The organism is Micromonospora sp. NBC_01392, assembly GCF_045040125.1.
Lineage (GTDB): Bacteria > Actinomycetota > Actinomycetes > Mycobacteriales > Micromonosporaceae > Micromonospora.
Window position 1 is genome coordinate 1,824,481 of record NZ_CP109549.1, and the last position, 20,930, is coordinate 1,845,410.

Sequence of the window (20,930 nt, forward strand, 5' to 3'; positions counted from 1 at the left end):
CGGCCGAGGAAGGCAAGCGCCCGCCAGCCCTCTGGGAATGACGGTGGACGCCCGGTCGTTGCACAGTCTTCCGGCGCCCGCGTCGAGGCCCCCGCCCCCGCGAGCAGCCAGAACTTTTCTTGTGCGCCTGACGGTGCCCGCACCCCCCCGGTGCGTTGACCCCCGAATGGAGCCCTCTGATGAACACGATGCTGCGTAAGAGCGTGCTGGGTATTGCTGGTCTGGCTTTCACCGGTGGTGTGTTCGCCGGTCCGGTCGCCGGTCATGTCGAGTCCGCGCACGCCGCCACCGCCAGCAAGCCGGTTGCGGTGGCGAGTGTGCAGGGTGAGCAGTCGACGATCAGCCTGAATGATGAGCAGACGGCCAATGTGAAGGCGATCGTCGCGGCGACGAAGAAGGCTGGGCTGCCGGAGCGGGCTGCGGTGGTCTCGATCGCGACGGCGTTGCAGGAGTCGAAGCTGGAGAACCTGGGCCACCTCGGCGACAAGAATGATCACGACTCGTTGGGTCTGTTCCAGCAGCGTCCGTCCTCGGGTTGGGGCACCCCGGAGCAGATCACCGATCCGGAGTACTCGACCCTCGCCTTCCTGAAGGGGCTGAAGCAGGTCGACGGCTGGCAGGACATGCCGCTGACCAAGGCCGCCCAGACCGTGCAGGTGTCCGCCTACCCGGACGCGTACGCGCAGTGGGAGAAGCAGGCCACCGACCTGGTCAACCAGCACTGGACCAAGTAAGACCGAGCGCGAAGGCCGGCACCCCGCCGAGGGTGCCGGCCTTCGGCGTTTCCCCGCAGACACGAGGCGTGCCGGTCTTCCCGCACTACGTCACGCTGGGGACAATCGGATGATGGATCACCCCCGTGAGCTCACCGTCGAGGCGCCCCGGGTCTGGGACCGGCCGGTCGTCTCCGTACCGGTGTTGATCTGCCTCTCCCTGGTCGGTGGCCAACTTCCGTCGTTCTCGACGGTGGCGAACCTCTACATTCTCGGCACCGGCGGGGGGTTGATCTGGGTCGGTCTGAGCAACCGGGTGCCCCGACGCCCGGCGCCGCGCCGGCTGCCGTCGGCCGCGCTGTGGTGGCTGCTGCCGGTCACCGTCTTCGGGGTCTTCGAGGGGGCGACGTTCGTGCTGTCCGTGGGCGACGACTTCCCCACCTTCTCCCGGCTGGCCGATCCGCTGCTCGAGGACCACCTGGCCCGCTCGGGGGCCTGGTTCGCCTGGCTGGCCGCGTTCTGGGGACTGGTCCGCCGATGATGCGCGCGCTGGCCATCGGCGGCTTCCTGGCCGCCCTGCTGCTGTTCGCGGTCGTCGAGTGGGCCGCCCGCCGGGAGGGCTCGCGGGTCCCGTCCCTGGCGGACGTCTGCGCCTTCGTCATGCGGTACGAGGTCGGTCCGGTGCCGGTGGGCCGGATCGGTCTGTTCGGCTTCTGGTGGTGGCTGGGCTGGCACTTTCTCGCCCGCTGAGACGCCGCCGGAAACGGGGTTGCCTGTCCGCATCGCGGGAACAGTGGGCACTATCTGGAAAGTGAACGTTAATTTGGGTGCGGGACCGGCGCTTCGCGGCGCTGGTCACGGGGGGTGGTGCCGCACCCGGCACTGCCTCCCTCCAGGGTCAGACCGACCCGGGCTCACGCTGCCAGGCGAGCCGCTCCGGTGATCCCGGACCGCTGCCCGGCGCGCAGCAGGCCGACGACTCCGGTCGCGGCGCGACGGTCGTCGCGTCGTCGACGACGGGGCGTCGGGCGCCCGCAGGGCCGCCGTGCCTCGGTGGTCCGCACCCTGGAAGGACATGCCATGCCGAGCAAGCGCAAGCCGCAGACCGAGACCACCAACGACGAGGCGCGCGAGCAGATGCGTCGCGCGTTGCAGACCTCGATGGACACCCGTCAGTGACGCAGGCCGCCCGGCGGTGACGCCGGCCGGCTGGGGCCCGCGACACCGTGACCGGCCCCACCGCCAGCGTCACCGCCGCACCGGTCGCCTGACCCGGTGCGCCGCACTCTCGTCGTCGGCAGCTCGGGCGCCGGCAAGAGCACCCTCGCCGGTGAACTGGCCCGGCGCTCGACCTCCCGCTGATCCACCTCGACCGCCACTACTGGCGGCCCGGCTGGGTCGCCCCGACCGGCGACCAGTTCCGCGCCGTTCCCGCCCCCGCGTGTTGGCGGCCGTCGCCGCGTACGCCCCGAACCTGCCGGTGCGTCGGCTGCGCGGCCGGCGGGACGTGGCCGCTTCCTGGCCGGGATAGGTAAGTGGTCCGAGCGGGTTGCGTGCCTTACCGGCCGCGTGCCAGGATCGGCGGCGATGAGCACGACCGCCGCCCCCGCCTCCGCCGCCACGCCCCGACGGATCGCCGCGCTCGCCCTGCCCGCGCTGGTGGTGCTGGCCGCCGAGCCGCTCTACGTGCTCGTCGACACCGCGGTGGTCGGCCACCTCGGGCGGGTGCCGCTCGCCGCGCTCGCCGTCGGCGGCACGGTCATGACGCTGACCGCCTGGATCGGCACCGTCGTCGCGTATGGCACCACGGGGCGGTCGGCCCGCCGGTTCGGTGCGGGGGACCGGGCCGCCGCGGTGGCCGAGGGCGTCCAGGCGTCCTGGCTCGCGCTGACCGCCGGCGTGCTGGTGGCGGTCGCCATCGGCATCGGCGGGGGCGCGCTGGCGCGTACCCTCGTGGGCGGTCCCGGCGAGGTGGCCGACGCCGCCGCCGGCTGGCTGCGGGTCGCGGCGCTCGGCGCCCCCGGCCTGCTGCTCGCCGCCGCCGGCAACGGCTGGCTGCGCGGCATCCAGGACACCCGCCGGCCGCTGCTGTTCGTGCTCGCCCCCAACCTGCTCTCCGCGCTGCTCTGCCCGCTGCTGGTCTACCCGGCCGGGCTCGGCCTGGTCGGCTCCGCGGTGGCGAACGCGGTGGCGCAGACGCTCTCCGGCGCGCTCTTCGCGGCGGCGCTGGTCCGCGAGCGGGTCTCCCTGCGGCCCCGGCCCCGCACCATCGGGCAGCAGTTGGTGCTCAGCCGCGACCTGCTGGTCCGGGGCGTCGCGTTCCAGGCGAGCTTCCTGTCGGCGACCGCGGTCGCGGCCCGCTTCGGCGCCGCGGCGGTCGGCGCGCACCAGATCGCCGTACAACTGTGGTTCTTCACCGCGCTGGTGCTGGACGCCCTCGCGATCGCCGCGCAGGCCCTGATCGGCGCCGCGCTCGGCGCCGGCGACGCGGCCGGCGCGCGGTTCCTCGCCCGCCGCGTCGCCCTGCTCGGCGGCGTGTGCGGCGTGGCGTTCGCGGTGCTCATCGCCGCCGGCGCAGGCGGCGTGCCGTCGTTGTTCAGCTCCGATCCGCAGGTACGCGAGCAGGCCATGGTGGCCTGGCCGTGGCTGGTCGCGCTCCAGCCGATCGGTGGCGTGGTGTTCGCGCTCGACGGGGTGCTGATCGGCGCCGGCGACGTGCGCTACCTACGCAACCTCACCATCGTGGCCGCGCTGGGCGGGTTCCTGCCGGCGATCTGGCTGGCCTACGGCCTCGACCTCGGGCTGGGCGGGATCTGGGCCGGCCTGACGCTGTTCGTGGTGCTCCGGCTGATCGCGCTGCTGCTGCGACTGCGTTCCGGCGCCTGGGCGGTGGTCGGCGCGGTCCGCTGACCGCCGCACGGCAGGCGGGCGCCGGCCGGACCGACGTCAGCAGGTGTCGGGGAGGTCGAGGGTCTTGTCCGGGTCGAAGACCGCGTCCGGATCCGGGTCGACGGGCCCGCCGAACGAGGGCTTGCCGAGCGCGAGCAGGCCCTTGTCCCAGGCCGCGCAGTCGATGTTGGAGGCGTACGAGTCGGACTTCTCGATCCAGAGTCCGAGCGAGCCGCGGCGCACGTCGTCCGGGTGGGGCACGCTCCACACCACGGTGTCGTGCACCACCACGACACCGTCGCCCGGCTCGGTGCTCGCGGTCGGGAACGCGTACGCCCAGACGAAGTTCGTGGTGACCGCCAGGATCCGGATGCCGCGCGGATCCTTGGTGGCCCGGTAGCTGATCCGGCCCTTGACCCGGGGCTGGTCGGCGGTGAGCCGGGCGCCGGGGGCCAGCCGGGTGGCGTAGCTGCCCACCTCGCCGGAGGGGACGTCGCCGCGCAGGTCGGCCCGGGCGTCCGGCGCGAACTGGCGGACCAGCCGCTCCGGGTTTTTCGCGGTGAAGAACGCGCGGTCCAGCCGGGCGGTCACCAGCGCCTTGCGTACCTTGGCCAGCGTGTCGGCCACCTGTTTCTCGGTGAACGGGCCGGTCCGCTTGGCCCGGGGCAGCGCGATCCCGGCCGCGCCCTGCGGGAACGCGGCGGCCGGGGTGCCGTCGAACGGCCCGGTGGCCGGCGGCGGCGACGCCGAGGTGACGGCCTGCTCGCCGCTGGGCGGGCTGACCGTCGGGTAGGCCACCGGGGCCGCCTGCCAGCGTCGGTAACCCTGGTAGCCGACCGTGGTGACCACCCCGGCGCAGGCCAGCAGCAGCACCGCGACCGCACCGCCGAGCAGCTTGCCCGAGTGCCGGGCCAGGCCGATGCGCCAGCGTTCGAGGCGGGTGGGCTCGGCTTCTGGAGCGGCCTGGCGGAGCCACTCGGGAACCCGCCCCAGGGCGTCCGCGGACAGCGGGTCGGCGGGGTCGGGCTCGGGGGTGGCGCGGTGATCGGTCATCGGACTTCCGGGGGCGGCGGGACGAGGGCGCATGATCTTGGCACCTCGTCGACCCCGGCGGTATCCCCCGCGGGGTCGGTCGCCGCCGTCTGGCAGGCTTGGCGGTCGTGAGCGCAGACGGTCTGATCGTGGTCGACAAGCCCGGCGGCATGACGTCGCACGACGTGGTGGCCCGCATCCGGCGGCTGGCCCGGACCCGCCGGGTCGGGCACGGCGGCACGCTGGACCCGATGGCCACCGGTGTGCTCGTGATCGGGGTGGGACGGGCGACCCGGCTGCTCACCTACGTGATCGGCGCGGGCAAGAGCTACGCCGCGACGATCCGGCTCGGCCAGGCCACGGTCACCGACGACGCCGAGGGGGACGTGATCGCCACCACCGCCACGGCGGGGGTGACCGACGACGCGGTCCGGGCCGCGCTGGCGGCGCTGACCGGCGAGATCGACCAGGTGCCGAGCGCGGTGAGCGCTATCAAGATCAATGGAGAGCGGGCGTACAAGCGGGTCCGTGACGGGGAGAGCGTGGACCTGCCCGCCCGCCGGGTCACCGTCTCCCGCCTCGACGTGCTGGCCATTCGCCGGGACACCCCGGACGTGGTGGACGTGGACGTGGACGTGACCTGCTCGTCCGGGACGTACATCCGGGCCATCGCCCGGGACGCGGGCCTAGCGCTCGGGGTCGGCGGCCACCTCACCGCGCTGCGTCGTACCGCGGTCGGCGGCTTCGCGCTGGCCGAGGCGGCCACCCTGGCGCAGCTCGAACAGCGCGCGCCGGAGGTGGTGAACCTGCCGCTGGACGCCGCCGCCGCGCGGTTCTTCCCGCGCCGGGACGCCACCGCCGAGGAGGCCCGCACGCTGTCCCACGGCGGGCCACTGGCCCCGGCCGGGATCGCCGGTCCGTACGCGGTCTTCGATCCGGCGGGCGGGCTGATCGCTATCGTCAGCGAACGGGACGGGCGGGCCCGCGCGGAGATCGTGCTGGCCCCGGCCTGACGGCGCGTGGGCGGACAGGGGAGGAACGGCATGCAGCGGTGGCGGGGGTACGAGGCGGCGCCCGGCGGCTGGGGGCGTTCGGTGGTCACCATCGGCGTCTTCGACGGGGTGCACCAGGGGCACCAGGCCACCATCGGGCACGCCGTGGCGCGCGCCCGGGAACTGGGCGTCAAGTCGGTGGTGGTGACGTTCGACCCGCACCCGGCCGAGGTGGTCCGCCCCGGGTCGCACCCGGCGGTGCTCACCGAGCAGGCCCGCAAGGCGGAGCTGATCGAGGCGCTCGGCGTGGACGTGCTCTGCGTGGTGCCGTTCACCGCCGAGTTCTCCCGGCTGCCGGCCGAGGCGTTCGTGCACGACATCCTCACCGAGCACCTGCACGCCGCGCTGGTCGTGGTCGGCGACAACTTCCGGTTCGGGCACCGGGCGGCCGGCGACGTGGCGCTGCTGGAGCGGCTGGGCCGCACGTTCGGTTTCGGCGTGGAGGGCGCCCCGCTGGTCGCCGAGGCGGGCACCGTCTTCTCGTCCACGTACATCCGCTCCTGCGTCGACGCCGGTGACGTGCGCGCCGCGGCGGCGGCGCTGGGCCGCCCGCACCGGGTCGAGGGCGTGGTGGTCCGTGGCGACCAGCGCGGACGTGAGCTGGGTTACCCCACCGCCAACCTGCTGACCCACCGGTACGCGGCGGTGCCCGCCGACGGGGTGTACGCGGCCCGGCTGGTGCGTCGTGGCGGCGACCCGCTCGTGGCGGCGGTGTCGATCGGCACGAACCCGACGTTCTCCGGCCGGGAGCGCCGGGTGGAGGCGTATGCGCTGGACTTCTCCGGTGACCTGTACGGTGAGCGGCTGGCGCTGGACTTCGTGGCGCACCTGCGCGAGCAACGGACGTACGACGCGATCGAGCCGCTGGTCGCCCAGATCGCCGAGGACGTGGAGCGCACCCGACGGGCGGTGTCCTGACCCGCAGGGGAGACCTTGACCGGCCGGGCCGGTCCGGGGCTGGTAGGCTGACGGAGACGTCGGCTGACCGACGGGAGCCTCGCGTGCCTGCACGACGCCGCGGGCGCGAGGAATCCGGTCCGTCGCACCGGTCGCCACGACCGCTCCGACAGACCTCATCGAACCACCCACGAAACAGGGAGAACATGGCGCTCGACCAGGAAGCCAAGGCCAAGATCCGCCAGGAGTACGCGACCGCCGAGGGCGACACCGGTTCGCCGGAGGTGCAGGTCGCGGTCCTGACCAAGCGGATCGCGGAGCTGACCGAGCACCTGAAGGTGCACAAGCACGACCACCACAGCCGCCGTGGGCTGCTGCTGCTGGTCGGTCGGCGCCGTCGGCTGCTCAACTACGTCCAGAAGAAGGACATCAACCGCTACCGGTCGCTCATCGAGCGGCTCGGCCTGCGCCGATGACCTGACGGGGGAGTGGCCACTCGGCCGCTCCCCCGTTCCGGTACCACCAGAAAGAACCCCGGCCGCGCGACGACCCGAGAGGGAGCCGGTCAGCACCGGTCTCCGGTAGTGGCCCCCGGGAATCCCGGCATCATGCCGGCCCACCCGGGCGCTTCGATCGAAGACCGGCCGCCTGAGCAGTTCCCGTGTCGTCGGCCGACGACGCGAAGGAGCACCACAGCACATGACCGAGACCAACCTCGGCACCGAATCCCGCACCGCCGTGATCGACAACGGGTCCTTCGGCACCCGTGAGATCACCTTCTCCACCGGCCGGCTGGCCCGGCAGGCCGCCGGCTCCGTCGTCGCCCAGCTCGGCGAGACGGTCGTCCTCTCCGCCACCACCGCCGGCAAGCAGCCGCGTGAGTCGTTCGACTTCTTCCCGCTGACCGTCGACGTCGAGGAGCGGATGTACGCCGCGGGCCGGATCCCCGGCTCGTTCTTCCGCCGCGAGGGCCGGCCCAGCGAGGACGCCATCCTCACCTGCCGGCTGATCGACCGGCCGCTGCGCCCGTCGTTCGTCAAGGGCCTGCGCAACGAGGTCCAGGTCGTCGAGACCGTGCTGGCGCTCGACCCGCAGCACCCGTACGACGTGGTGGCCATCAACGCCGCCTCGATGTCGACCAAGCTCTCCGGCCTGCCGTTCTCCGGCCCGATCGGGGCGACCCGGGTCGCGCACGTGGACGGCCAGTGGGTCGCCTTCCCGACCCTGGAGGAGCTGGCCCGGGCCACCTTCGACATGGTCGTGGCCGGTCGTACCCTGGCCGACGGCGAGGTCGCGATCATGATGGTCGAGGCCGAGGCCACCCCGAACGCGGTGGCCCTGATCTCGGACGGCGCCACCGCGCCGACCGAGGAGATCGTGGCCAGCGGCCTGGAGGCCGCCAAGCCGGCCATCCGTGAGCTGTGCCGGGCGCAGAGCGAGCTGGCCGAGGTGGCCGCCAAGCCGGTCAGCGAGTTCCCGGTGTTCCTGGACTACTCCGACGACGCGTACGACGCGGTGGCCGACGTGGCCCGCGCCGACGTCACCGAGGCGCTCAAGATCGCCGGCAAGGCCGACCGCGAGGAGGCCCTGGACCGCATCAAGGCCAAGGTCGCCGAGGAGCTGTCCGGCCGCTTCGAGGGCCGCGAGAAGGAGCTGTCCGCCGCGTTCCGCTCGCTGACCAAGTCCGAGGTCCGCAACCGGGTGCTGCGCGAGCAGGTCCGCATCGACGGCCGCGGCCCGCGTGACATCCGTCCGCTGAGCGCCGAGGTCGGCGTGCTGCCGCGGGTGCACGGCTCGGCGCTGTTCGAGCGCGGCGAGACCCAGATCCTGGGCGTCACCACGCTGAACATGCTGCGCATGGAGCAGATGGTGGACACGCTGTCCCCGGAGAACCGCAAGCGCTACATGCACAACTACAACTTCCCGCCGTACTCCACCGGGGAGACCGGCCGCGTCGGCTCGCCGAAGCGGCGCGAGATCGGCCACGGCGCGCTGGCCGAGCGGGCGCTGATCCCGGTGCTGCCGTCGCGCGAGGAGTTCCCGTACGCCATCCGGCAGGTCTCCGAGGCGCTCGGCTCCAACGGCTCCACCTCGATGGGTTCGGTCTGCGCCTCGACGCTGGGCCTGCTCTCGGCAGGTGTGCCGCTGAAGGCCCCGGTCGCCGGCATCGCCATGGGCCTCATCTCCGACGAGGTCGACGGCAAGACCCAGTACGTGACGCTGACCGACATCCTCGGCGCCGAGGACGCGTTCGGCGACATGGACTTCAAGGTCGCCGGCACGCGTGACTTCGTCACCGCGCTCCAGCTCGACACCAAGCTCGACGGCATCCCGTCGGACGTGCTGGCCGCCGCGCTCCAGCAGGCGCACGAGGCCCGGCAGACCATCCTCGACGTGATGCAGCGGGCCATCGAGACGCCGGCCGAGATGTCCGACTACGCGCCGCGGGTCACCACCGTCAAGATCCCGGTCGACAAGATCGGCATGGTGATCGGCCCGAAGGGCCAGACCATCAACGCGATCCAGGACGAGACCGGCGCCGAGATCTCCATCGAGGACGACGGCACGATCTACGTCGGCGCGACCAACGGCCCGTCGGCCCAGGCCGCGGTGGACCGGATCAACGGCATCGCCAACCCGACCCTGCCGAAGGTGGGGGAGCGGTTCCTCGGCACCGTGGTGAAGACGGCCGCGTTCGGCGCGTTCATCTCGCTCCTGCCGGGCCGCGACGGCCTGCTGCACATCTCCAAGGTGGGCGACGGCAAGCGCGTCGACAAGGTGGAGGACTTCCTCAACGTCGGCGACAAGGTCGAGGTCGAGATCGCCGACATCGACGCCCGCGGCAAGATCTACCTGGACAAGATCCGTCCGGAGGGCGCCGAGGCGCCGGCCGCCGGTCAGGCTGCCGGTGGCGACCGTCCGGCCGGCCGGGACCGCGGTGGCGACCGTGGCCCGCGCGACCGGGGCGACCGGGGCGGCGACCGTGGCGACCGTGGCGGTGACCGCGAGGGCGGCGAGCGTCGCTCGGAGGGTGGCGGCGAGGGCGGCGACCGGCCGCGTCGCCGTACCCGGCACAGCTGATCGACCGACCGGCCCGGGTGACGTCCGCGTCACCCGGGCCGGCCCACGGCTCCAGGTCGCACGGCGGGCTGGAGCCGTCGTTCGTCCCCCCACCCCTCGTGGCACGGAGAGCAGGTTTGTCGTGAGTTCGTCCACCCCGGCGGCACGGGCGGTCACCCGCACCCTCAGCGACGACCCGCTCGGCGGCACCGTCCGGCGCACCGTGCTCCCCAGCGGACTGCGGGTGCTCACCGAGGCGATCCCGGCGATGCGCAGCGTCTCGTTCGGCATCTGGGTGGCGGTCGGCTCCCGGGACGAGACCGGGTCGCAGGCCGGCGCCGCGCACTTCCTGGAACACCTGCTCTTCAAGGGCACCAAGAAGCGCAGCGCGTTGGAGATCTCGTCCGAGATCGAGGCGGTGGGCGGCGAGACCAACGCGTTCACCACGAAGGAATACACCTGCTACTACGCGCGGGTGCTGGACGAGGACCTGCCGCTGGCCATCGACGTGATGTGCGACGCGGTCGCCGACTCGGTGCTGGCCGCCGCCGACGTGGAGACCGAACGCGGCGTCATCCTCGAAGAGATCGCCATGCACGACGACGAGCCCGGCGACGAGGTGCACGACCTGTTCGCCCGCGCCGTCTACGGCGACCACCCGCTCGGCCGGCTCATCTCCGGCACCGAGGAGACGGTCACGCCGATGACCCGGCGGCAGATCCAGAACTTCTACCGCAGCCGGTACACCGCGCCGCAGATCGTCATCGCCGCCGCCGGCAACCTCGACCACGCCGCCGTGGTCAAGCTGGTCCGGCAGGCGCTGCGGGGCACCCCGCTGGACACCGACCCGGCCGCGCCGGCGCCGCACCGCGCGACCACCCCGGCGGTACGCGTGAAGCCGGCCACCACACTTGTCGAGCCGAAGGAGACCGAGCAGGCGCACGTGCTGCTCGGCTGCCCCGCCATCGACCGCACCGACGAGCGGCGCTTCGCCCTGGGCGTGCTCAACAACGTGCTCGGCGGTGGCATGTCCAGCCGGCTGTTCCAGGAGATCCGCGAGCAGCGCGGCCTCGCGTACTCGGTCTACTCCTACGCCAGCCAGTACGCCGACAGCGGCGTGTTCGCCGTCTACGCCGGCTGCGCGCCCGGCAAGGTGGACGAGGTGCTGGCCCTGACCCGGGCCGAGCTGGCGCGGGTGGCCGCCGAGGGGGTCACCGAGGCCGAGCTGGTCCGGGGCAAGGGGATGAGCAAGGGCTCGTTCGTGCTCGGGCTGGAGGACACCGGCTCCCGGATGAGCCGGCTGGCCAAGGGCGAGCTGCTCTACGGCAACCTGATGCCGGTGGACGAGCTGCTGGCCCGGGTGGACGCGGTGACGCTGACGGACGTGAACGACCTCGCCGCCGAGCTGCTCGGCCGGCCGATGTCGCTGGCCGTGGTCGGCCCGTTCGACGAGGGCGCCTTCACCGTCCCCGGCTGACCGCCGGGCGGCGGCGTTGATCGTCGTCATCACCCTCCGATAGACTCCGGTCACTCAGGCGTGCGAGTGGCGGGGGCCCCGGTGGACGTGCGGATCGTGACGACCGGCGGCGACCGGCTGACCGAACTCGAATCGCTTCAGGAGTGGCTCGCCGACAGCCCGGAGCTGCGCGGGCGGGTCACCCCGGTCGAGTCGCCCCCACCGCCGGGAATGCTCGGCCCGGTGCTGGAGGCACTGCTCGTCGCGCTGGCGCCCGGCAGCGTGGCGACCGCCCTCGCCACCGCGCTCGTCACCTGGATCCGGCACCGGACCGGCGCGGTCCGGGTCGAGGTCGAGCGGCCTGACGGCACGCGCGTACGGCTGGAGGCCGACCGCGTCCGGGTCCTCACCGAGCCGCAACTGCGGGCCGAACTGGACCGGCTGCTGGCCGCCCTTCCGACGGGCGGCGCCACGGTCGTGCCGGCGGTCGGGAGCGCGCCCGACGACGCGCCGGATCCGGACCGCACGCGTGGGTGACCTGGCGGGGCGGGGCGTCCGCGTCCTGGTGATCGGCACGGCGACGCATCACGGCGACGGTCTGCCGTCGGTCCCGGCGGCGCGTTCCACCGCCGAGGCGTTGGCCGAGAGCCTGGCCGCGTGCTGCGATGTGCCGGCCGGCCAGTTGACGCTGGTGACCGACCCGCCGGATGTGCTCACCATCGCCCGCGCCGTGAGCAAGGCCGCGCAGGAAGCCGAAAGCGCGCTGCTGATCTGGTATGTCGGTCACGGGCTGCGCGGCCCGGGCGGCGAGCTGCATCTCGCCGCGTCCAGCACCGACCGCCTGGTGCCGGGGCTCGCCGCGCACCAGGCCTACGCGCTGGCCGACCTGAGGGAGGCGCTGAGCACCTGCCGGGCGCCGTCGGTGGTGGTCGTCCTCGATTGCTGCTATTCCGGCCGGGCCCGGCTGACCGCGCCACCACCCGACCCGCTCGGTGAGTTGTCCCCGGTGCACGGCGTCTACCTGCTCAGCTCGGCCGAGCAACTTGCCTCGGCCGCGCCGGGGCGGCAGCACACCGCCTTCACCGGGGAGTTCCTGCGCTTCCTCGACGAGGGCGACCCGGAAGCCGGCCCGATGCTGACCCTCGACGACTCCTACCATCATCTCTTCCGTGTGCTGCGGGCCCGGGGCGGGCCGTTGCCCCGTCGCCACGACGCCGGCAACGCCGGCCGCCTGGCTCTCGCGGACAATCCGGCCCGCCGACCCGGTCCGGTCACCGTCGACGAGTCGGAGCCGCCGTCGCCCGGGCCGAGCCCGTGGCGCAGCCTCCAGCCCTACCGGGAGGAGGACGAGCGAAACTTCTTCGGCCGGGACGAGATCTCCGCCAGGCTGGTGCGGCAGGCCGGCCGCCGGCTCGCCGACCCGGCGCCGATGCTGGTGCTCGGCCCGTCGGGCAGCGGCAAGACGTCCCTGCTGCACGCCGGGATGATCGCCACGATCCGGCGTGACGGCCTGCCGGTCGTCGGCGGCGGCCGGGTCTGGCCGGCGCTCCGGCCGGTGGTCACCCCGGGTCGCGATCCGTTGGCGGCGCTGTTCCGGGTCGTCGGCGCGCTGCCGGACGAGCCGCCGGAGAGTGTCGCCGAGCTGCTCGACCGGCTCGCCCCCGAGCAGCCGTCGCTGGTGGTGGTCGACCAGGTGGAGGAGCTGTTCACGCTGGGCGCCGACCGGGCCGCGCGGGCCGCGTTCCTGGACGGTCTCGCGGCCTTGGCCGGGCCCCGGCCCGACGGCACGCCTCGGGCCGTGGTGGTGGCCGCGCTGCGCGCCGACTTCTACGGGCCGGCGAGCGAGGAGCCGGCGTTCGGCAGGCTGCTCGCCGGTCCCCGGGTGGTGGTCGGGCCGATGAGCGGCACCGAGCTGCGCCAGACGATCGAGGGGCCCGCCGGCCGGGCCGGCCTCGAACTCGGCGACGGGCTGGCCGAGCTGCTCCTGCACGAGCTGGGCGCGGGAAGCCAGCGCGGGCCCGAGCCGGGGGCGCTGCCGCTGCTGTCGCACGTGCTCTTCGAGACATGGCGGCGGCGGGTGGGCAACCGGCTGAGCGTCAGCGGTTACCGCGGCAGCGGCGGTCTCACCGGCGCGGTGGCGAAGACCGCCGAGGAGACGTACGAGGGGCTCGACGACGCGGCGCGGGCCACCGCCCGTCGCCTTCTGCTCCAGTTGGTGCGGGTGGGCGCCGACGGGATCGACGCCGCCCGGCCGCTGCCCCGCGCCGAGCTGCTCACCGAGGACGCCGCCGCCGAGGTGGTGCTGGAACGGCTCGCCGCGCACCGGCTGGTCGGCATCGACCCGAGCGGTGTGGTGCGGATCAGCCACGAGATCCTGCTGACCGCCTGGCCGCGGCTGCGTACCTGGATCAACGAGGACCGCGGCCGGCTCGCCGCCCGGCAGCAGATCGTCGACTCGACGGCGGCCTGGGTGGCCGGCGGACGGGACCGTGGCGACCTGCTCTCCGGCGTGCGGCTGACGGTTGCCCGACGGGCGCTGCCCGATGGTGAGGTGGCCCGGCTGGGCGGGATGGAGCGCGAGTTCCTACGCCGCAGCCTCCACCTCCAACGCCTGCGGCGCGGCGGCGCCGCGTTGCTGGCCGTGCTGGTGCTGCTGGCCGGTGCCGGCGCGGTGGTGGCGGGGCAGCAGCGGGCCCGGGCGCAGCGGCTCGACGACCAGATCGCCTCGCGGCGGCTGGCGGCGCAGGCGAACGCGATGCGCTCCAACCGCCCCGAGGATGCCTTTTCGCTCAGCCTGGCGGCCTACCGCACCGCACCCACCGCGGAGGCACGCCAGGCGCTTTTCGCCGCGTACGCCGATCCGCGTCCACAGCCGGTCGCCGGTCACGACAAGCCGGTCTTCAACCTGGCGTACACGCCGGACGGGCGAACGCTTGTCAGCTCTGGCCACGACCGCCGAATCCGGCTGTGGGACGTCACCGAGCCGCGACGTCCGGTCGCCCGGGGCGTGATCGAGCGGGAGCAAAGCACCGTGGTGGCGGTGCGCCCGGTCGGGCACCTGCTGGCCGGCGCGTCGGCCGACACGTTCGGGCTCTGGGACATCGCCGACCCGGCGCACCCGCAGCCGGTGGCCATGCTCGGCACGCGCGCGTCACCGACCTACGCGGCCGCCTTCGCGCCGGACGGGCGGACGCTGGCCACCGGCGGGGCGCACGGCACGCTCCGGTTGTGGGACGTCCGGGAACCCGCTCATCCACGCCTGTCGGTCGAGCGGGCGATCGGTGCCAGCCAGCTGCAGGGAGTGGCGTTCAGCCCGGACGGCCGAACGCTCGCCGTCGCGCACGGGATCGAGGACGGCAGGACCGAGGGGACCCTGGTCACGATCTGGGACGTCCGCGATCCGCAGCGGCCGATCCGGCGGGCTGCCCTGCCGGTGCCCAGCGCCACCGCGGTGGCGTTCAGTCCGGTGGGGCCGGTGCTGGCCGCCGGCGGAGCCGGCGGTGTGATGAACGCCTGGGACGTCACCCGTCCGGAGCGGCCCCGTCCGATCCGGGCCGACGTCCTCGGCAGCCCGGCCACCGAGGGCGCGGTCTTCTCGCTCTCTTTCCGGGCCGACGGCGAGCAGTTCGCGACCGCCAGCACCACGGGCGGGGTGCGGCTGTGGCGGATCGACCGGAGCCTCACCGGCAGTGCGGAGTCGGTCAGACAGCTGGACAGCCTGCCCGGCCGGGTGCCCGGCCGGTCGGTTGCCTTCCGCCCCGACGGCAGAGGTCTGGCGGACGGCGACGACGAGGGCGCGATCCGGGTCTGGTCGTCAGCCGTCCCGGTCCTCGGTGGCCATCTCGACCCGGTGGTCGCCCCGGTTCCCGGTAACGCCGTCGGCTTCGCCGGCCGGTACGCGCTTGTCGACTCGGGGGCCGACGAGCGGGTCGGCGCGCGGCTCTGGGACCTCAGCGTGCGACCGCCGGCGCCGCTGGCCGAGTTGCCGGCGGACTCCCCCAACGCGGTGTTCCTCCCCGACGACCGGACCGCGAGCAGCCAGAACCGTGGGGGTGCCGGCTACCGGCTGTGGGACCTCACCGACCCGCGTCACCCCACGCCCGCCTCCGAGCTGCGCTGGCCCGGCACGCCCGGCGCCGACCTCACCGTGGCGGCCAGCCGGGACGAGCGTCACCTCGCCCTGGCCGACCAGCATGACCGTACGGTGCTGGTGCTGGACATCAGCGATCCCAGGGCGCCGGTGGAGAGCAGCCGGTTCGTCGCCGACGGCCCGGTACGCGGGCTGGTGTTCCTCGGCGAGGGGACGCTGAGCGTCTGGGGCCCGGAGGACATCCGCCTCTGGGACGTCACCGACCCGGTCCGGCCGGTGCCGGCGGGTGTCCTCCCCGGGGCGGCGGCCGGCGGCCGGTTGCTCTACCAGCACAGCCGGCACGTGGCGTTCACCGCGACGCGGGAGGTCGGCAACCGGGCGCTGACCCGGCTGTGGGACCTCACCGACCCCTACCGGCCGCGGCAGGGCGGCGACATTCCGATGGACGACACGCTCGGCGACGTGATGGTCACCGACCCGGAGACGCTGGCGGTCAGCGCGAGCGGTGGCGTGCAGACCTGGGACATCCGCGATATCTCGAATCCGCGGGTAGGCCCGGTGGTCGCGGCCGACTCCGTGGGCCGCGCCCTGGATATCAGCCGGGACGGCCGGACGCTGGTGGCAACAAACACCGTCACCAGCGCCAGCTTCGTGCTCTGGCGTCGCACCGAACCCGGTTCCGTCTTCACCGTGTTCGCCACGGTGCCGGGCGAATTCGCGGAGTTCACCCCGGACAGCCGCGCGGTGCTGGCGAATCTGCCGGTGAACGGGCGGTCGCGGATCCTCGCCCCCGGCGGCGGAGCCGCGGTGTGGGACCTCGACCCGGATCGGGTATACCGGCAGCTGTGCGAGGTGCCACCGGTCCAGCTCACCGACGCCGAATGGCGGCGCTACTTCGGCGCGCTGGACCGTCGCGCTCCTTGCCCTTGATCGGCTCGGCTGTCCGAACCGCCGCGAGGCCGGCGTCCCGATTGGGATAGGTTGTGCCCCGTGACTGACGTGCGGGAGAAGGGCCCGGCCGAGGCGGCGCGGGTCGGTGTGCTGGGGGCCCGGGGCCGGATGGGCCTGGAGGTCTGCAAGGCGGTCGACGCCGCCGCCGACCTGGAACTGGTGGCCGCCGTCGACCAGGGCGACGACCTGGCCGCGGTGGCCGACGCCGGGGCCGGCGTGGTCGTCGACTTCACCACCCCCGACGCCGTCATGGACAACCTGCGCTGGTGCGTCGAGCGCGGCGTCCACGCGGTGGTCGGCACCACCGGCTTCACCGAGCAGCGGCTCGCCCAGCTGCGGGAGTGGCTGGCCGACCGGCCCTCGGTGGGCGTGGTGATCGCGCCCAACTTCGGCATCGGCGCGGTGCTGATGATGCAGTTCGCGGCGCGCGCCGCCCGGCACTTCGAGTCGGTCGAGATCGTCGAGCAGCACCACCCGCGCAAGCTGGACGCGCCGAGCGGCACCGCCACCCACACCGCGCGGCTGATCGCGGCGGCCCGGGCCGAGGCCGGTCTCGGCCCCGCGCCGGACGCCACCCGCGACGAGGTGCCCGGCGCCCGGGGCGCCGACATCGACGGGGTACGCGTGCACGCGGTGCGCGCCACCGGCCTGGTCGCCCACCAGGAGGTGCTGTTCGGCACCACCGGTGAGACGCTGACCATCCGGCACGACTCGTACGACCGGGCCTCGTTCATGCCCGGCGTGCTGCTGGCGGTCCGCGAGGTGGGTCGCCGGCCGGGTCTGACCGTCGGCCTGGACGCCCTGCTCGACTGATTCCTCGCCGCGCCGGCCGGCCGGCGTGCGGCTGCGCAACGGCGATCAAGCGGCGCGGTCGTCGGCGGGTGCAGGCTGGGCACATGACCTCGACGGACGGACTCACCGGCCTCCTCGACGTGCTCCAGGCCGCGCTCGACGACCCGGAGGTCGCCCCGGTCGACCTGGCCGCGCGGGCCCACCTGTCCCGGTTCCACTTCGACCGGCTGGTCGCCGCGGCCACCGGCGAACCGCCCGGCGTGCTGCGTCGGCGACTGCTCCTGGAACGGGCGGCCCATCGGCTCGTCACCAGCGACCGGACCGTCCTCGACATCGCGGTCGAGGCCGGGTACGGCTCGCACGAGGCGTTCACCCGTGCCTTCCGTCGGTCGTACGGCTTCGCCCCGACCGCGGTCCGGCGGCGTCGGCCGCTGACCTTCCGTGAGCTGGAGCTGCCCTGCCCCAGCGGAGTCCACTTCCAACCGCCCGGTGGCCTGCGGCTGCCGGCAGCACGTCAGGAGACCCCGATGAACGTTCTCCAACATCTGGTCGACCACCACGTTCAGACGCTCACCGCGATCATCGACCGCGCCGCCGGTCTCGACGACCAGGTCCTCGACCGGCCCGTCACCGTGTCCGTGGAGACCATCGACGAGCAGCCGACGCTCCGCTCGCTGGTCAACGCCATGGTCACGCAGGAGGAGCACTGGCTCTCGGCGCTGCGCGGCGGCGAGTGGCCCGACGAGAGCGACCGGTCGATGACCGGCCTGGCCGCCCGGCACGCGGTCGCCGGCCGCGACTGGCAAACCTTCGTCGCCCGGACGCTTGCCGACGGCACCCTGGCGGACACGTTCGTCGACACCACCTGCACGCCCCCGACCACCCACACGTTGGGCGGCACCATCGGCCACGTGATCACCTTCGCCGCCGTGCGTCGGACCCTAGCGATCGGTGCCCTGCGCAGCGCCGGCGTCACCGACCTCGGCGCCGGCGACCCGCGCCCGTACCTCGACCGCGTCGCCCGCGCCACCACCGACTGACGTGATAGGAGGGGCCCCCTGTTATGCAGAATGCGTTAACAGGGGGCCCCTCCTATCGCCTTGCGCCTCGCGGCGGCCCGGGCGGTGGGTGCCGGCGGACCCGACCGGGCCGCCGTGACCTCGGCGAAATAGATGGTCGGTGGGCGTACCCGAGCCTAGGCTGGCCACCATGATCGACTCTGGAGAGCGTGACCGCCTCGGCCGCCGGGTGACCCTTCGGCCGGTGGACGACGACAACTGGCGGCCGGTGGCCGACGTGGCCCCGCGCGACGACCAGCGCGCCTTCGTCGCCGCGCTGGCCGCCCGCTACCTGCTGCTCTCCACGCACTCGGACGTCTGGAACTCGCTCGCCGTGTACGCCGACGACACCGTGGTGGGGCACGTGATGTGGGGCGTGGACGACGACGGCTCCCGCTGGATCGGCGGCATGGTCGTGGACGCCGCCGAGCAGGGCCGGGGGCTGGGCCGCGCCACGGTACGCACGCTGGCCGGTTGGCTGGCCGAGGCGGGCCGGCCGATCCGACTGAGCTACCACCCGGACAACACCGCGGCCGCCGCCCTCTACACCTCACTCGGCTTCCGCCCGACGGGCGCGATGGAGGACGACGAACTGGTAGCCGAACTCCACCCCACCTGACCCCGCCGCCCCAACCGACACGAACTCCTTGATCACCGCCGTCCAGCACCCGGACCCGCTCCGGTGATCATGAAGTTGGCGGCGGTTGTGGAGATCGAAAAGGCCGCCAACTTCATGATCAACGCCTGGGGGCGGTGGAAGGGGTGGAGGGTTGGCGGGGGGTGGGGATCAGGGTGGGGGGCAGGTTTGTCAGGGTGGGGTGGCCGGTGTGGGTGACGGTGGCCGTCACCGGAGTGCCGGCGATGCGCAGGTTGGTCGCGCTGAGCGCGCCCAGTTCCGGGCCGGCCAGCGGGCGCAGGTCGACCCGGCCGTTCGGCACGTCGGGGTAGACACCGAGACCGGCCTGGAGCAGCAGCACGGCCGCCGCCGCCGACCATGCCTGCGGGCGGCACGCCGCCGGGTAGGGCACGGGCCGGCCGAGCGCCGTCCGGTCGTCGCCGCCGTACAGCTCGGGCAGGCGGTAGTCGAACGCCTCGGCGGCGGCGAGCAGGCCGTCGGCGAGGCGTAGCGCCGCGTCCCGGTGCCCGTCGCGGGCCAGCCCCGCGAGCACGATCGCGGTGTCGTGCGCCCAGATCGAACCGCAGTGGTACGACAGCGGGCTGAACCCGGCGTCGTCGGTGGACATGGTGCGCAGCCCGAAGCCGCCGGCCATCGCCTCGGTGGAGAGCAGCGCCGCCACCTGGGCCGATTCGGCGTCCGACAGCAGCCCGGTGCCGAGCAGGTGGCCGATGTTGCTGGTCAGCGCGTCGACCGGGCGCTTGTCCCGGTCCAGTGCCAGCGCGGGTTGCGGGCCGTGGCGACCGTCCACCCAGAACGCCGCGCGGAACCTGGTGGCGAGCCGGTCAGCGTAGCCGCGCCAGCGGTCGGCGTCCGGACGACCGAACGCGTCCAGCAGGTCCGCCCCGTCGGTGGCCGCCCGGTACGCGTACCCCTGCACCTCGGCCAGCACGATCGGCGGCGCGGCCAGCCGGCCGTCGCGGAAGCGCACCGCGTCGCCGGAGTCCTTCCAGCCCTGGTTGGCCAGGCCGTGGCCGGTGGTGTCGATGTACTCGACGAAGCCGTCGCCGTCGGCGTCGGCGTGCTCGCCGAGCCAGCGCAGCGCCGCCTCCAGGTGCGGCAGCAGCGGCTCGATCTGGTCGGCGGGCAGGCCCCAGCGCCAGGCGTCGTGCAGCAGGCTGACCCAGAGCATGGTCGCGTCGACGGTGCCGTAGTACGCGGGCGGCAGCCGCAGCCCCTCGTTCGGGGCGAACTCGTGCCGGCGCAGCTCGTGCAGGATCTTGCCGGGCTGCTCGCCGGTGGCCGGGTCGACCCGGGTGCCCTGCCGACGGGCCAGCACCCGCAGCGTGCCGGCGGCCAGCTCGGTGCCGAGCGGCAGCATCATCCGGGCGGCCCAGAGGCTGTCCCGGCCGAACAGGGTGAGGAACCAGGGCACGCCGGCGCCGAGGAAGACGTCCTCCGGGTGGGCCGGCTCGGCCAGGCGCAGCGCGTGCAGGTCGGCCAGGGACCGGTCGAGCAGCCGGAGCAGTCGGCGGTCGTCGGCGGCGACCCGGGGTTCGGCCCAGCCGGGGCCGGGCGGCGCGGCGGTCACCACGGCCCGCGGGTCGGTGACGGCGAGCCGCCAGCGCAGCGTGACCGAGTCGCCCGGGTCGACGGCGACCGCCCAGCTCAGGCGCGGTGCGACGGCGCGCTCGCCGGTGGCGTCCACGGTGGCGCCCGCGCCGGTCACGGTCACGGTGAGGCCGTCGGCGGCCCACTGCACCCGGCCCGGCTCCCCGGCCTTGGCCTCCAGCGGCTGGCTGGCGTGGCCGGTCTTGACCTGCTCGATCGGGGCGAGATCGCAGGCCAGGTCCACGGTGACGGTGGTGCGGACCGGCTCGGTGGCGGTGGACGACACCACGATCTCCTCGGTGAGACCGGCCGGGCCGGCCCGTCGGGTGCGTTCGACGCGGACGGTCGGGTCGGGGGTGTCGTCGCCGAGCCAGCGGGCCAGGGCGACGAAGCGGGCGCCGTGCGGACCGGCGGCGCCGTTCGCGATCGGCTCCGGCGCCCGGTCGTCGAGGCGCAGCTCGGCGCGGGAGAGCACCCGGGCGTCGGCGTGGAAGACGCCCTGGACGCCGTGCGGCCGGAGCTGACCGGCCGCGTCGCCGAGCGCGCTCGTGGGGGCGTGCACCACCCCGACCAGGTCGTGCAGCAGTGGTTGGAGGTGGCGTTCGGTCACGGGGGAACTCCTGGTGCTGATCGGTGGCGCGGATGTCTTGACAACTGGCGGCGGCCGGGTGCAGAGTGCGAAACATTCCAGAAACTTTGAACGATCTAATCCT

At 74.0% G+C, this 20,930-nt stretch carries 16 protein-coding genes; 14 read left to right on the forward strand and 2 right to left on the reverse strand.

The window, feature by feature from the left end:
* The first annotated feature begins 179 nt into the window (after positions 1 to 179).
* The 4 genes from OG767_RS08580 (at position 180) to OG767_RS08595 (ending at position 3,623) form a co-directional block, all read left to right on the forward strand.
* A complete protein-coding gene (locus OG767_RS08580; RefSeq protein WP_405092917.1) occupies positions 180 to 734 on the forward strand; it encodes a hypothetical protein in 555 nt (184 codons plus the stop codon).
* Between the two features lie 112 nt (positions 735 to 846).
* On the forward strand, positions 847 to 1,254 hold the full coding sequence (locus OG767_RS08585; protein WP_107156085.1) for a hypothetical protein: 408 nt from the start codon (positions 847 to 849) through the stop codon (positions 1,252 to 1,254).
* On the forward strand, positions 1,254 to 1,463 hold the full coding sequence (locus OG767_RS08590; RefSeq protein WP_405094165.1) for a DUF6186 family protein: 210 nt from the start codon (positions 1,254 to 1,256) through the stop codon (positions 1,461 to 1,463). The genes OG767_RS08585 and OG767_RS08590 overlap by 1 nt, the downstream gene beginning before the upstream one ends.
* Before the next feature lie 837 nt (positions 1,464 to 2,300).
* Complete coding sequence (locus OG767_RS08595) at positions 2,301 to 3,623, forward strand: MATE family efflux transporter (RefSeq protein WP_405092918.1); 1,323 nt, start codon at positions 2,301 to 2,303, stop codon at positions 3,621 to 3,623.
* Positions 3,624 to 3,659: 36 nt separating this feature from the next.
* Here OG767_RS08595 and OG767_RS08600 read toward each other — a convergent pair whose 3' ends face one another.
* Complete coding sequence (locus OG767_RS08600; protein WP_405092919.1) at positions 3,660 to 4,655, reverse strand: hypothetical protein; 996 nt, start codon at positions 4,653 to 4,655, stop codon at positions 3,660 to 3,662.
* A gap of 107 nt (positions 4,656 to 4,762) precedes the next feature.
* Between OG767_RS08600 and truB the strand changes: the two genes are divergently transcribed.
* The 10 genes from truB to OG767_RS08650 all read left to right on the forward strand — a co-directional run bounded on the left by truB (position 4,763) and on the right by OG767_RS08650 (position 18,609).
* Entirely contained in the window at positions 4,763 to 5,647 is an 885-nt protein-coding gene (gene truB / locus OG767_RS08605) for a tRNA pseudouridine(55) synthase TruB (RefSeq protein ID WP_405092920.1), read from the forward strand.
* A 30-nt stretch (positions 5,648 to 5,677) separates the two neighbouring features.
* Complete coding sequence (locus tag OG767_RS08610) at positions 5,678 to 6,604, forward strand: bifunctional riboflavin kinase/FAD synthetase (protein WP_405092921.1); 927 nt, start codon at positions 5,678 to 5,680, stop codon at positions 6,602 to 6,604.
* 185 nt (positions 6,605 to 6,789) lie between these two features.
* Positions 6,790 to 7,059 (forward strand): 30S ribosomal protein S15, encoded by a 270-nt coding sequence (gene rpsO, locus OG767_RS08615; protein ID WP_013284678.1) that lies wholly within the window; start codon positions 6,790 to 6,792, stop codon positions 7,057 to 7,059.
* 223 nt (positions 7,060 to 7,282) lie between these two features.
* A complete protein-coding gene (locus tag OG767_RS08620) occupies positions 7,283 to 9,664 on the forward strand; it encodes a polyribonucleotide nucleotidyltransferase (protein ID WP_405092922.1) in 2,382 nt (793 codons plus the stop codon).
* A 121-nt stretch (positions 9,665 to 9,785) separates the two neighbouring features.
* Positions 9,786 to 11,120: a M16 family metallopeptidase gene (locus tag OG767_RS08625; protein ID WP_405092923.1), complete on the forward strand. Its 1,335-nt coding sequence runs from the start codon at positions 9,786 to 9,788 to the stop codon at positions 11,118 to 11,120.
* Between the two features lie 60 nt (positions 11,121 to 11,180).
* A complete protein-coding gene (locus OG767_RS08630) occupies positions 11,181 to 11,636 on the forward strand; it encodes a hypothetical protein (protein ID WP_405092924.1) in 456 nt (151 codons plus the stop codon).
* Entirely contained in the window at positions 11,629 to 16,119 is a 4,491-nt protein-coding gene (locus OG767_RS08635; RefSeq protein ID WP_405092925.1) for a hypothetical protein, read from the forward strand. The genes OG767_RS08630 and OG767_RS08635 overlap by 8 nt, the downstream gene beginning before the upstream one ends.
* A gap of 60 nt (positions 16,120 to 16,179) precedes the next feature.
* Positions 16,180 to 16,953, forward strand: coding sequence for a 4-hydroxy-tetrahydrodipicolinate reductase (gene dapB / locus OG767_RS08640; RefSeq protein ID WP_405092926.1), 774 nt, complete (start codon positions 16,180 to 16,182; stop codon positions 16,951 to 16,953).
* 83 nt (positions 16,954 to 17,036) lie between these two features.
* Positions 17,037 to 17,972 carry a helix-turn-helix domain-containing protein gene (locus OG767_RS08645; RefSeq protein WP_405092927.1) on the forward strand — a complete coding sequence of 312 codons (936 nt, stop codon included), beginning with the start codon at positions 17,037 to 17,039 and terminating at the stop codon, positions 17,970 to 17,972.
* Between the two features lie 169 nt (positions 17,973 to 18,141).
* Positions 18,142 to 18,609, forward strand: coding sequence for a GNAT family N-acetyltransferase (locus OG767_RS08650; protein ID WP_405092928.1), 468 nt, complete (start codon positions 18,142 to 18,144; stop codon positions 18,607 to 18,609).
* A 118-nt stretch (positions 18,610 to 18,727) separates the two neighbouring features.
* Here OG767_RS08650 and OG767_RS08655 read toward each other — a convergent pair whose 3' ends face one another.
* Positions 18,728 to 20,827: a glycogen debranching N-terminal domain-containing protein gene (locus tag OG767_RS08655; protein ID WP_405092929.1), complete on the reverse strand. Its 2,100-nt coding sequence runs from the start codon at positions 20,825 to 20,827 to the stop codon at positions 18,728 to 18,730.
* Positions 20,828 to 20,930: the final 103 nt, after the last annotated feature.